Source organism: Paenibacillus agri (genome assembly GCF_013359945.1).
Taxonomy (GTDB): Bacteria; Bacillota; Bacilli; order Paenibacillales; family Paenibacillaceae; genus Paenibacillus_AQ; species Paenibacillus_AQ agri.
Map to the genome: position 1 here is coordinate 176369 of NZ_JABWCS010000220.1, position 13626 is coordinate 189994.

The 13626-nt window shown below is 48.5% G+C and carries 5 protein-coding genes; 2 read left to right on the forward strand and 3 right to left on the reverse strand.

The window, feature by feature from the left end; genetic code table 11:
* The first annotated feature begins 475 nt into the window (after nt 1-475).
* Nucleotides 476-7702: a pullulanase gene (locus tag HPT30_RS25945; RefSeq protein ID WP_175374184.1), complete on the forward strand. Its 7227-nt coding sequence runs from the start codon at nt 476-478 to the stop codon at nt 7700-7702.
* 260 nt (nt 7703-7962) lie between these two features.
* Here the strand turns inward: HPT30_RS25945 and HPT30_RS25950 are convergent, their stop codons facing one another.
* From HPT30_RS25950 to HPT30_RS25960, 3 genes are all read right to left on the reverse strand, one after another.
* On the reverse strand, nt 7963-8322 hold the full coding sequence (locus HPT30_RS25950; RefSeq protein WP_175374185.1) for a MerR family transcriptional regulator: 360 nt from the start codon (nt 8320-8322) through the stop codon (nt 7963-7965).
* Nucleotides 8323-8340: 18 nt separating this feature from the next.
* Nucleotides 8341-9051 (reverse strand): SDR family NAD(P)-dependent oxidoreductase, encoded by a 711-nt coding sequence (locus HPT30_RS25955; RefSeq protein WP_175374186.1) that lies wholly within the window; start codon nt 9049-9051, stop codon nt 8341-8343.
* A 569-nt stretch (nt 9052-9620) separates the two neighbouring features.
* Complete coding sequence (locus HPT30_RS25960) at nt 9621-11366, reverse strand: alpha-glycosidase (RefSeq protein ID WP_175374187.1); 1746 nt, start codon at nt 11364-11366, stop codon at nt 9621-9623.
* Between the two features lie 825 nt (nt 11367-12191).
* On the opposite strand from HPT30_RS25960, the gene HPT30_RS25965 reads away from it, so the two are divergent.
* Nucleotides 12192-13523, forward strand: coding sequence for a sugar ABC transporter substrate-binding protein (locus HPT30_RS25965; RefSeq protein ID WP_175374188.1), 1332 nt, complete (start codon nt 12192-12194; stop codon nt 13521-13523).
* Nucleotides 13524-13626 lie beyond the last annotated feature (103 nt).

The following is a 13626-nucleotide window of genomic DNA, read 5'->3' on the forward strand; positions in this document are numbered from 1 at the left end:
GCGGAGATACTACAATTTTTTGTTGACAACTTCTTAATTTTGGGATTAGTATGTTAATCAAATTGTAGCAAGCGCTTTCAAGTGATATTTTTTATTGGAACATGACAGAATGGTTATGTAATCGTTACTAGAGTAGATTTTTCTTGGAACTTTTTGCAAACGTTTGCGCAATTTTTGCTAGTGTTCACTGTTAGAGAGTGATGTTATCAGATGTTCACTTCGCTATGCACTACCTTGAAAATATCATTGGCTTATTCTGTGAAGGAGGATGTGTGTCTATCAGAGGCCTGACAAGCCGTTATAAGACATAATGTGCTGCCTGCCATTCGATGACAGCTGGGGCAAAACTTACATAAAGGGGTTCCTTAAGAACTTCAGGATCAGGCAGCTGAATCGGATGAGAGAAGTAGAGCAGTAATCTATGACTAAAGCGCACTTGTAATGAAATCATGGAATCATTGGAGGGGTTAACGGAATGAAACGGACGCTTTGGATCAAGAAATATTTTGCGGCAGGGATGGTTATAGTTCTGCTGTTATCCTGCTTGGGAATTCATCCCGCAGTTGTACAGGCAACGGCATTGGAAAGCGTGCTTGTGGAAACTTCTCAGCCGGCAGCGGCAGAAGAGGCTTTGGAATTCAATGAAGGGATTCACAGTGACAGCGCTGAAACGCAGCTCCTTTCGGAACCGGGTGCAGTAAATCCTGTACCAGACGGGCACATGCGGGTTCACTACAACCGGACGTCTGGCGATTATGGCGACCAAGGGTTGTGGGTGTGGGATGGTGCAGCAGCGCCTTCCGAGAACTGGCCGGGTGGGGCAACACCATTTCCGGAAGGACTGAGGGATGCCTACGGGGCTTATGTTGATATCCCGCTGAAGGAAGGGGCCAAGAAATTCTCGTTCCTGGTGGTAAACCGCAGTACGCAGGCGAAGGATGCCGGGGATAAGCTTTTTGCCATTAACACACCGCAGACAAACGAGATTTGGATCAAGGAAGGCTCTGACGTCATTACACCATATGAGCCGGTTATACTTCCTGCCAATACGGTGCGGGTGCATTACATGAGAGCGGATAACAACTACGGCTCGCATGGATTGTGGCTGTGGGGAGATGTTACGGCAGAATCTACGAATTGGCCTACTGGAGCAACCCCATTTTCGGACGGGCAAAGAGACCGTTTCGGGGCCTATGCCGATATTCCGCTGAAAGAGAATGCGAAGAAAATCGGCTTTCTTGTCCTGGACCAGGCAAGCGGAGATAAGGATGGCGGTGATAAAGGTTTTACACTGCTGGACCGTTACAATCAGCTCTGGGTAAGAGAAGGCGATAATAACGTTTATGTCTCTCCGTTTGGTGAGGTGCCGATCGGATTAGTATCTGCTGAGGTTCTGTCAACTCAAAAAATCCTTCTCGGCTTCACCCTGACGGACGGCCTGGATTCGGCAACACTTCAGTCAGAGATTTCGGTAAAAGACAAGGCGGGAACCGTCATTCCAGTTACATCCGTATCGATCACCAGTCCCACCGCGATCGAGGTGGATACTGAAGCTTTTGAGCTGGATCAGACACCACTGAGTGTAACTTACGGGGGCAAGACCGTAGCGGCTTCTTCCGGCTGGAGAATGCTGGATGAGATATACAACTATACAGGGGACGATCTTGGAGCAACTTATCACCCTGGGGAGAAGACTGCGACGCTGAAGCTCTGGGCTCCGAAAGCCAGCTCGGTATCGGCCAAGGTATACGATAAGAATGATTCCAATCTTCTTGTAGGCACAGTCGCGCTGGCACTGGGCGAACAGGGTGTCTGGTCGGTCAAGCTGAAGCCGGAGGATCTGACTGGTGCAACTGCAAGCGATGTGAGAGGTTTTTATTATCAATATGAAGTCACTAATGACGGGGTAACGAAGGATGTACTGGACCCCTATGCGAAATCCATGGCAGTGTTCACGGTAGACACGACAGGGGCACCGGGAGAGGGCGGCGATACCGTCGGCAAAGCGGCGATTGTCGATTTGAACGGAAGCAACCCTGCTGACTTCAGCTATGCCGATATTAGTGGCTATGAGAATCGTGAAGACGCTATCATTTATGAAGTGCATGTCCGGGATTTCACCTCTGACCCTTCTATCGAAGTCAGTTTGGACGGCGAGCGCTGGGGATCTTATGCGGCTTTTGAGAAAAAGCTGGATTACATCAAATCCCTGGGCGTAACCCATGTTCAGCTGCTTCCTGTAATGGCTTGGTATTATGGGGACGAGACGAAGATGGGTCAGCGGGAGCTGAATTATTCGGCAAAAGGAAATGAATACAACTGGGGCTATGATCCCCACAATTATTTTTCCCCGGACGGGGCTTATTCACAGAATCCTGCCGACCCGGAACTGCGGATCAAGGAATTAAAAGCCCTGATCGATGCTGTGCATAAAGCCGGTATGGGTGTAGTGCTGGATGTGGTGTACACCCACATGGCGAAGACCGAGCTGCTGAACGACATCGTGCCGAACTACTATGCGTTCCAGGATGCGAATGGTAATTTTATTGGCGGCTTCGGCAATAATCTGGCAACCAACCACAAGATGGCCGAGAAGCTGATGGTCGATTCTGTGAAGTACTGGTTCTCCGAGTATAAAATCGACGGGATGCGCTGGGACATGATGGGCGATGCCACGTACGAATCGGTGCAGAACGCCTATGATGCCGCTGCCGCGCTGAATCCAAAGGCGCTGTTCATTGGTGAAGGCTGGCGGACCTTCGGTGGTGCAGCGTCCGATCCAGCCCTTGCCGGCAAAGGCGCAGATCAGGATTGGATGGATAAGACGGATAGTGTCGGGGTGTTCTCTGATGAGTTCCGTAATGAATTGAAATCCGGCTTCGGCTCCGAGGGCGAGCCAAGATTCATTACAGGCGGTGCGCGCCAGATCAGCACAATCCTGAACAATATCAAGGGACAACCGTCTAATACACCTGCAGATAGTCCGGGAGATATGGTGCAGTATATTGATGCCCATGACAATCTGCCGCTTCATGATGTGATTGCGCAGTCGATTAAGAAAGATCCGGCGATCCCGGAGAATGAGCTGGAGATCCAGAAGCGGATCAGACTGGGCAACCTGTTGGTTCTGACTTCCCAGGGCACAGCCTTTATCCATGCGGGTCAGGAATACGGCCGCACAAAGCAGTGGAAGTCGAGTGGCGTTCCCGAGGATAAATATACGGAGATGAAGGATAAGGATGGGGTCTCCTTCGGTTATTTTATCCATGATTCTTATGATTCCTCGGATGCTATCAACATGTTCGATTGGAGTAAGGCAACGGATGAAGCAAGCTTCCCCGTAGAAAATATTACGAGAGAATACACGACTGGCCTGATGGAACTAAGGAAATCGACCAATGCTTTCCGACTGGCTGACAAAAGCCTCGTGGATTCCAATGTGACACTTATTGCGGCCCCTGAAGTTAAGGTCAGCGATCTGGTCATCGGCTACAAAAACAAGGCTACCGATGGAACCGGTACCTATTATGTCTTCATGAACGGGGACAGCACTGCAAGAACGCTTACGCTATCTGAGGATTTGACAGACGGTGAGGTGCTGGTTGACGGTGCGAAGGCAGGAACAATGCCTATTCCTGTCACGAGCCAGAGCGGGTTCAATCTGACGACCCATTCTATTACGCTAGAGCCGCTCACCGCAGTGGTGATCAGAAAAGACTCTGCCGCAGCTGCCCTGACTTCACTGGAAAGTGATCTTGCGAGTTATACGCTTCAGGTGAACGACACTCATCAGAGTGCTGTATTCGCCAAATACGATGATGGCAGCAGAAGCAATGTGACGGCAAAAGCAACCTTTGTGTCCGATCAGCCGGCTGTGGCTGAGGTCACAAACAAAGGATTGGTTAAAGCCAAATCAGCGGGAACCGCTGTGATTACTGCATCCTATGGCGGTTTCTCTACCAAAGTTGCAGTTACAGTAACGACAGAACCGGTGAATAACAAACGTTATGTCCAGTTTACCTATACCCGTGAGGATAAGAACTATACAGACTGGAATCTCTGGGTTTGGAACACCGGAGCGAAGAACGACCAGATTGACTTCACAACGTTTGAAAAAGGAACGGCAAGCGTTCTGATCGAAGTGGCACCGAACGCCACGAATGTCGGGTTCGTGCTCCGCAAAGGTACGGACTGGAACACGGCGAAGCAGGATTATCCAGACGACCGTCTGATTCCGCTCACGCCTGGCGAAGCGTTCACCAAGGTTAATGTCACCAGCATGGTCAAAGAGCTGGATATCAAGCCGAACATCAGTGGTCCGGTGCTGAAAGACGGAACGATTACGTTCCGGTACCGTGACGAGAATTTGTTCCGTAGTGGCAGCCAAGACGCAATCACTGGCGTCAAGGTCAAAGTGAACGGTACGGAATATCCGATGGTGTATGATCAGGCAAGCGAATGGTTCAGCTATTCTCTGACTGACATAGCGCAGGGAACCTATAAATACACATTCCTGGTCACCAAAGACGGGAATACGACTGAATTTACAGATCCCAAAAATACAGTGAATGGCGAGTCCCAGGTCGTCTACCATATTCCAGACGTCAGCATTGTCTCGGAGGTATCCCCCGCAGCAATTCATTCCAATCAGAATGCGGTGGTAACCCTTAAGACAGACTCCAGCGAAACTGTAACGTATAAGGAAGCCTATATGGATTTAACGTCACTGGGCGGATCTGCCAAGGTGAGCTTTGATACAGAGCTGATGCAGCAGACTGTTGCTGTCAAAGACACCATCCCGGCGGGAATAAAGAATATTCCGGTTGTCCTGGTCGACCAGTATGGCAATAAGCATAAGCACACGGCTACCCTTGAAGTGAAGGCCAGAACCTATTCCGGTGACCCCCTTGATTTTGACTGGGATGAGGCACGGATATATTTTGCCCTGACGGACAGATTCAAGGACGGGGATCCGAACAACAATGAGAATGTTGATAAAAATCACCTCGAAGCCTATCACGGCGGGGATTTCAGAGGGTTGATTGACAGTCTGGATTATCTGCAGGAACTTGGCATCAACACGCTGTGGATCACGCCGATTGTAGATAACATAGATTTTAATCAGGGTACTGGCTTTGGCGGCAAGCAATACGCTTATCACGGCTATTGGGCCAAGGACTTTACTAAGCTTGATGAACATCTTGGCGATATGGAGGTCTTCAAAGAACTGATCGATAAGGCGCACGACAAGGGCATCAAAATCATGGTGGACGTTGTACTCAATCATACCGGGTACGGCTTGAAGCCTGAGGATAACAGTCCTACGATTACACCGGAAGATAAAGCCCGTTTTGCCGGGATGCTGCGCACAGATGGCGTATCTGCCGACACAGACCCGATCCGTGGTGAACTAGCAGGTCTGCCGGATTTCCGGACTGAGGACCCTGCAGTGCGGAAGCAAGTGATTGCCTGGCAGAGTGACTGGCTGGACAATGCCCGGACGCAGCGCGGGGACACCATCGACTATTTCCGTGTGGATACCGTGAAGCATGTAGAGGATACCACATGGAAAGCCTTCAAGAATGCACTGACTGCCATCGACCCGAACTTTAAATTAGTAGGAGAATACTTTGGCGGAACAACAGACAACGACGGAGGAACGCTGGAGAGCGGGCAGATGGACAGTCTGCTGGACTTTGGCTTCAAGGGCGCTGCCCGTGATTTCACAAATGGTAAAATCAATGATACCGACGCCTATCTTCAGGACCGGGAAGGCAAGATCGGCAATACCCGGATGATGGCTCAATTCCTGAGCAGCCATGATGAAGACGGCTTCCTGTCCGAATATGTCGGCGGGGACAAAGGCAAGTTGAAAGTTGCAGCTGCGCTGCAAATTACGGCTAAGGGACAGCCGGTGATTTACTACGGCGAAGAACTGGGCCGCTCAGGTAAAAATGCCGGAGATATGTCCAAAGGCGAGTTCAGCGAGAACCGCTCGGATATGCCGTGGGAGCAATTAACTGCGGAGAAAGGGCTCCACGATCATTACAGCAAGCTGTTGAACATCCGGGCGAAGTACTCCAAAGTATTCGCCAAGGGAGAACGAACGAAGCTGGCTGGCTCGGATGCGGTGGGTTATCTGGCCTTTAACAAGCAGTACAACAATGAAAATGTAGTGACAGTTATCAACACGAAGACGGACGCTGTCTCTGCTGAGGTTCCGGTACCTTTTGCAGCTGGAACGCTTGTCAAAGACGAATATAGTGACACAACTTATACCGTATCGGGTGATCAAAAGCTTACGATTGAGCTGCCTGGTCGTAATGAAGGCGGAACCGTGATTCTGGCGGCTGTGGCTGGCGTGGAGCCGACGCCAACTCCAACGCCTGTGGTGACGCCAACACCAACACCTGTGGTCACAGCCACACCGGTAGCGACACAGACTCCTGATGTTACAGCTACACCGGGTGTCACTCCTACGCCGGAAGCAACGCCAGTACCGCTGGCAACACCTAGACCAGATCCTGCGTCGCCGTTCACGGCACAACCAACGCAGAGCCCTATCCCTGGCACGGTCTCAACCGCTACACCGTCCAGTAGCCCGCAGATTGTATCCGCGGACAGTCTGAAGGGTGGCCAAGACGGCAAGGTTGAAGTGGAGCTTACCCCAGGCAAGACTGCAGTTCTGCTGCCGGTTCAAGCTGCACAGGTATTGGGAACAAGTAGTCTGGTTATTAAGACGGATTCTCTGAATATTACTCTTCCGAACAAGGTGCTTGTAGACTTGTTAGGGTACGTATCTGGGGAAGATACGGAGACGGCCCAGATTCTTTTCGAAGTTAGTGGGTTGCAGGAAACTGCGGTCCGGTCACTATTGGACGAACTGAGCAAGGATGGCGTACGCGTTGCTTCAGTATCAAATATCTATGAATTCAATCTATATGTTGTTAAAAAAGACGGCAGCCGCATCCCGGTAACGGTATTCCAGCAGCCTTTGACCCTGTCCTTCAAGCTCAAAGGCCAGCCGAACAAGGATTGGACCGGCGTGTTCCATTTGCCGGAGCAAGGGAAACCAGAGTATGCAGGCGGCCTGATTCAGGACGATACTATAACCGCCGGGATTACGCATTTCAGCAAATATGCCGCACTTGAGATCAATACCACATTCAAGGATGTGCCGCAGACACACTGGGCTTCTCCTGCAATTAAATCCCTGGCCGCGAAGCAAATCGTAACCGGTGTATCCGCTACTGTGTTCGAACCGAAACGCAGCGTCAGCCGTGCGGAATTCACCGCGCTCTTAATGCGTGCGCTTGGCGTGAGCGGGCAAGGAAAGAACGAATTTAAAGATGTTGCAGGTGACGCTTGGTATGCTTCTTATGTAACGACAGCAGCCCAGTTGGGGATTGTGAATGGACGAAGCGGGGATACATTCGCGCCTAGTGCGACAATTACCCGCGAAGAGATGGCCGTTATGGTCGTCCGAGCGCTAGAGATCAAGCAAGGCAAGAAATTTAATGTGCAAGCCGCCTCAAGTGACTTTACCGACGCATTGCGTATCAGCGATTGGGCGAAGTCTGAGGTGAATACAGCTGTGGAACTAGGGCTGTTGCAAGGGCGGGAGGACGGTGAATTTGCTCCTCAGGAACAACTGACTCGTGCTGAAAGCGCGCAGGTAATCTATAATCTGCTGGCCCTATAAGGCCTAACAGCTAAAAGTTAACGCTAGGGAGGGCAGTGCTTGACGAGTGGCAGCCCCTGGCTTTGAATAGCTGCAGAGTAGGCATCGCTCCAAGCTCTAAACGCTACTAACCCAATGTACTAACCAAGTGCTACTAACCAAGTGCTACTAACGCTTCCCAACTAGTGTTTACATTGAACGGGAATAACCTGAAAATGACCTCAAAATCCACGCTTAAGTGGAGGATGAGGTCATTTTTTTGTAGCTAAATGCTTAGTGTCTTAATTCATTTCAGATTCAATTCTAATGATCTTTTGTTGAATTTTTTTTAGATTTTCTTCAGCATCTCGAATTTGTTGTAAGACAGTGATTTCGTGCTGCTTCATCATTTCTAGCCGTTGAGGGGAGCTGGCATTCCCACTCATCGACCAATCAACAAATTGCTTAATGTCCTTTATTGGCATCCCGGTATGTTTTAAACATAAGATAATTTCCAGAAATTTAAGTGCATCCTCGTTAAATACCCGATCGCCTTTTTCAGTTCTTTTGAGGAAAGGAAACAGTCCTTTGTTATCATAATAACGTAGCTGTGAGATGGATAAATGATTCATTGCTGCAACTTGTCCAATAGTATAATTCATTACGCTCTCCTCAGGTGATTACCAAGGGATAATCCCATTTTTATCTAGAATTTTTCCGTTATAGTTTGTATCACTTAATGCGTATTTAACAATGATTTGTGCACCTTCAGCAGTTGTTTTGCCACCTGGAGCATTATGATTAAGATCCGTAGTTGTAAAACCAGGTGTAACCCCTAAAATTTCAGGTCCACTCGTCCCAAATTCTGTACCGAATGCTAATGTCAATGAATTCACAGCCGTTTTTGTTGAATTATAGCCCAGTATATTGAGTTGAGGAATTTCTCCATTTGCGAACATGGTTTGTGAAGCCATATCTGTTGTTACGTTAACGATCTTGCCACCCTGAGATTTTTTCACTAAAGGTAAGAAGGTTTGAATCATTTGGAATGTACCAAAGAAGTTAACGTCAAACTCTTGTCGTAGTGTCTCTAGTTTTAATTCACTGGGTAGAATACCAAAATCAAGGGCGATTCCGGCGTTATTAATCAATAAATCCAAGTGATCTGTTACTTCAAGAATTTTATTTTTTGCGCTTTGGATAGATAGTGTATCAGAAATATCAACAGGAACAAACGAGACGTTTGAAAAGCCTAAGGATTGCACGGCTTTTTGTCCTAGCTCCTCATTTCGCGCTCCTAAAAACACATGATATTCTTTTTCAGCTAATTGACGCACAATTTCATATCCAATTCCTTTATTGGCACCTGTTACAAAGGCGAATTTCTTCATGTCTAGTTCCTCCAATTTTCCTATCAGTTAGTTACAATTAGAAAGATACAACCTAAACCTAAGTTGAGGTCAAGTTTTTTTAATAACGTGGAACCTAACGGACTATATGATCGTTATTTGTGCATGAAATTGCCCGTGGATCGTGAAGCGGACTCAGGTGACGTTATTTCGTCCCAAACAGTGGATTATGAACAGTATTTCAGCGCATAGGGTCCCTGGAGTCCGTTATCTTCCTGAGTGGTTGAAACTACAGGTAATAAAGCCTCTGGAGTCCGTTACAAGCCGAAATACGAGCCAAGCACTGGTTTTGAGTTATAACCATAATTGATACAACAATATTAATATCTTGCGATGACTTTAATTTATACATTGGATTTGTATGGTTAAAAAAAAGAACTATCCCCCAGGCCATTTCTGGCTCCAATGGTATGCTCCCCATACAGAAACAGGTTTTTATTATTTCACCTGTCTACTATATAGAGAGCATATCGCTAAGAGGATAGTCCTTTCTCTTTATCTATCTGGCCTGTCACTAGGACAGGGTTGAGCACCTTGAATGCATAAGCTGTTTAAATAACAGCCTTAATGATCGTGTACCCGTAAGCCGGGAGCTTGACGGTGAGCTTGCCGCGGTCAGCGCGGAGTGGATCGCCCGTGAGCACATTCTCCCAGCGGGACTCGCTAGCGTCAATGCGTAAGGTCTGAGCCGTCTCATCGGTATTCACCATAACAATGACGATGTCGTCACCCAGGCGGCGCTCATAAGCCAGCTTGGTCCCATGACTTGCTGCTTCCAGGAAAGTAATTGTACCGGTACGTAGTGCCGGATGGCTGGCACGAATGTCGATCAGTCTGCGGTAGAAGTCGAACAGGGCACGGTCCTGCTTCTCCGGGTCCCACTCCATGCATTTGCGGCAATCGGGGTCGCCGCCCCCGTCCATACCGATCTCATCGCCGTAGTAGATGCAAGGCGTACCCATGTAGGTGAATTGGAACAATGCGGCCAGTTTCATTTTCTTCTTGTCGCCGCCGGCCAAGGTCAGGAGGCGTGGTGTATCATGGCTGTCCAGCAGGTTGAAAGCCACTTCGCTGGCTTGCAGCGGGTAACGCGACAGCTGTCTGCCAATGGAGTTGGCGAAGCCTTCGGCATCGAGGGAACCGTGAACGAAGAAATCCAGCACAGCATCTGTGAATGGATAGTTCATGACTGCGTCGAACTTGTCGCCCTCCAGCCAAGGAGCGGACTCATGCCAGATCTCGCCGAGAATGTAGGCGTCAGGATTGGCTTTTTTCACAACTTTACGGAAATCGCGCCAGAACTCATGATCGACCTCGTTAGCCACATCCAGGCGCCAGCCGTCGATCCCGGTTTCCTTGATCCAGTATTCAGCGACCTTCAACAGATATTCCTTGACCTCAGGATTCTCTGTGTTGAGCTTCGGCATCATTGGCTCGAACGCAAAGGCATCATAAGGCGGGATGCCATCGATGACTTCCAGCGGGAATCTGTGGATATGGAACCAGTCCTTATAGCGGGAGGCTTCACCTTTCTCTAGCACATCCACAAACGGCGCGAAAGTTCGCCCGGAGTGGTTGAATACAGCGTCCAGTAGCACGCGGATTCCGCGTTCATGACAGGCGTCGACGAGCTTTTTCAACGTTTGCGTGTCGCCAAAGTGGGGATCGATGCTCATATAATCCTCGGTGTCGTACTTATGATTCGTGGTCGCCGAGAAAACGGGTGTGAAATAGATGCCGGTGATGCCAAGCTCGCTGAGATGGTCGAGGTGGTCAATCACGCCTTGCAGGTCGCCGCCAAAAAAATTGTCCGGTGCCGGGGTTCCACCCCAAGGCAACACGTTCTTAGGGTCCAGACTCGGATCACCGTTGGCGAATCGCTCAGGGAAAATTTGATAGAAAACAGTGTCTTTTACCCATGCCGGGGGGGTGAAGACGTCAATCCGGTTAATGAACGGGAACTCAAAAAGCTTGTTAGGGTTCTCGGGACGGTTTGTTTGAAATTCACTCTCAGTCATCCAGATGCGTTCATTGTCCTTTTGCAGCAGAAAACCGTATTTCAAACGGCGGTGCAGCGGCACCGATTCGCACTCCCAGTAGTCGAACATAGAATCAGAGGTGAAAAGTGTCATCGGGATCAGCTCTTTGGTGGCATCCCAGGCGTATTTGTCTCCGGCCCAGGCGAATACTTCGGTGAGATCTCCTTTTTTGGCCCGGAGGCGGAGGTGGATGGTAGTTTCATCATAGGCATAAGACCAGTTCAAGCGCGGACGATGGTATATAGCTTCCAGTAACATGAATGAATTCCTCCCAAAAAGTGGTTGTCGTATGCCTGAAGGGAACTTATGAAATTAGTGTGCCCTTTTATGCATACAGATAATGGATTTGCACAAAGTTTTGTGCAAAAAAAAGCATAATTCCTAAACGGAAAACGGTTACCAAAACTTCAGTACAGGCCAGGATACACATTCCAGGTAGAACAGACAGCGTAGGCGGCGCGGGTTGGGGTATTGAAGGGAACTCCCGCACTTTACTTGTCCGGTCAAGGCAAAAAAGGCACAACCTAGCGTAATAGCCTGCCGAGGTTGTACCTGAAAGTAACATTGCCTTTGTATTGGATAAAGCACCCTGTATAGATTTGGATTATAGCATGGAAGGGGAAGGGGTTCAATAACTTTGTTCAAACCATTGCACTATTTTTCACTTTGTAATCTTACTACTCTTGGTCCTAAAGGGTTCTAAAAGCTCTACTTAAAGCGCTTGCTAAGATATATAAGTATCTATTAAAGGGGAATTTGATAGTGAAATCTTAATAATTCAGAATAAATAAGAGATATCGTGTGAAAAAGCGAGATATACGCCTATTTTATTATATAAATAAGGAAAAAACGCTAAATACACTATGTGCAAACGTTTTTACAATCATTCATTCCTGTTGTATGATTAATTCAGCGATGAAGCGCTTTCTAAAACTTGTTTAAGCGAATACATACAGGGCGAACAGAAAAACAAATATTTTTTTTGCATCTCCTGAAATCGTTTGCGCAAGTTCTTGCACAACATTTTGTCATCATCATAATGCTTCATCAAAAGTGGTATTCAAATTGGGAGGGGTTATTGCAATGAAGTTGAAAAAGCTCATGGTTCTCACCGCAGCGTGTTCTATGGTCCTGTCCATTACAGCGTGCGGCAGCAATACAGCCAATAACGGAGGAAATGCAGCCGCGACGAACGCACCTGCTGACAATGGAGGAGCAAATAATGCGGGTACAGACAGCGGGAACGCAGCTGCCGGTGACATCGTCCCTGAAGACGGCGCATCCCTGATCGTCTGGGAGAGCAAAGAGGAAAGACCATTCACCGAAGAAATCGCGAAGCGATTCACGGCCAAATATAATGTTCCTGTCAAAATCGAAGAAGTAGCAGGTCCGGATCAAGTGACCAAGCTGACCCAGGACGGACCGTCCGGGCTTGCAGCCGATGTCATCAACATTCCGCATGACAACCTGGGTAAAGCTGCAAGTGCGAGCCTTGTGCTTCCAAACGATATTTTTGCCGAGCAGACTAAGGCTGACAACACAGAAGCTTCGATCGTAGGTTCGACGTTTGAGGGGGAATTGTACGGCTATCCAAGAGCGGCTGAGACGTATGCTCTCTACTACAATAAATCTCTGGTAAAAGAAGCGCCGAAGTCTTTCGATGACGTTCTTGCTTTCAGCAAAACGTTCACGGATAAATCCAAGAATAAATACGGAATTATGTGGGAAGTTGGCAACCTGTATTACAACTATCTGTTCATCGCTTCAACTGGCGGTTACCTCTTTGGTGACAACGGTACGAACAAGGATGATATTGGTTTGAACAATGAAGGCGCGATCGAAGGCCTGAATACTTTTGCCAAGCTGAAAGAAGCCCTGCCAATCAAGAGCGGCGATATCAATGCTGATATCAAGCGCAGTCTATTCAACTCCGGGGACGTAGCTATGGATATTACAGGTCCGTGGGAACTGGCTGGTTACAAAGAAGCTTTGGGCGACAATCTCGGAATTGCCCCAGTGCCTACTGTTGCTGGTAAAACAGCAGTCACGTTCTCCGGTATCAAAATTTATGCCGTCAACTCGTTCTCACAGTATCCGAATGCGGCCAAGTTGTATGCACATTTTGCAACCTCCAAGGAATCCCAGCTTGAGCTGAACAAGATTATTGGTTCGGTGCCAACGAACAAAGAAGCGCTGGAAGATCCGCAAATCAAGGACGATCCGTACGTATCTGCTTTTGCAGAACAAGCCAAGAACTCCCAACCGATGCCTTCCATTCCTGAAATGGGCAACGTATGGAGTCCTGTGAATGCTGCACTTCCTGAAATTTGGGATAAGGATGTTGATCCTAAGGTAGCCATGGACAAAGCAGTTCAACAGATCAAGGATCTGAACAATGGTACATCGGCTCAATAATAGCAAGTGCGCTTAGCGATAGCTTGAACAGCACACAGTGGAATCCACTTGCCCGCCGCACGGCGGGCAGTTTCCTTGAATTCCGCGCGGAGAGGAGAACGGA

What these genes read in the sequence shown, in the direction of transcription:
- HPT30_RS25955 (WP_175374186.1), bottom strand. Translation starts at nt 9,051, where the DNA reads ATGAAGAAATTCGCCTTTGTAACAGGTGCCAATAAAGGAATTGGATAT.
- HPT30_RS25960 (WP_175374187.1), bottom strand. Translation starts at nt 11,366, where the DNA reads ATGTTACTGGAAGCTATATACCATCGTCCGCGCTTGAACTGGTCTTAT.
- HPT30_RS25965 (WP_175374188.1), top strand. Translation starts at nt 12,192, where the DNA reads ATGAAGTTGAAAAAGCTCATGGTTCTCACCGCAGCGTGTTCTATGGTC.
- HPT30_RS25950 (WP_175374185.1), bottom strand. Translation starts at nt 8,322, where the DNA reads ATGAATTATACTATTGGACAAGTTGCAGCAATGAATCATTTATCCATC.
- HPT30_RS25945 (WP_175374184.1), top strand. Translation starts at nt 476, where the DNA reads ATGAAACGGACGCTTTGGATCAAGAAATATTTTGCGGCAGGGATGGTT.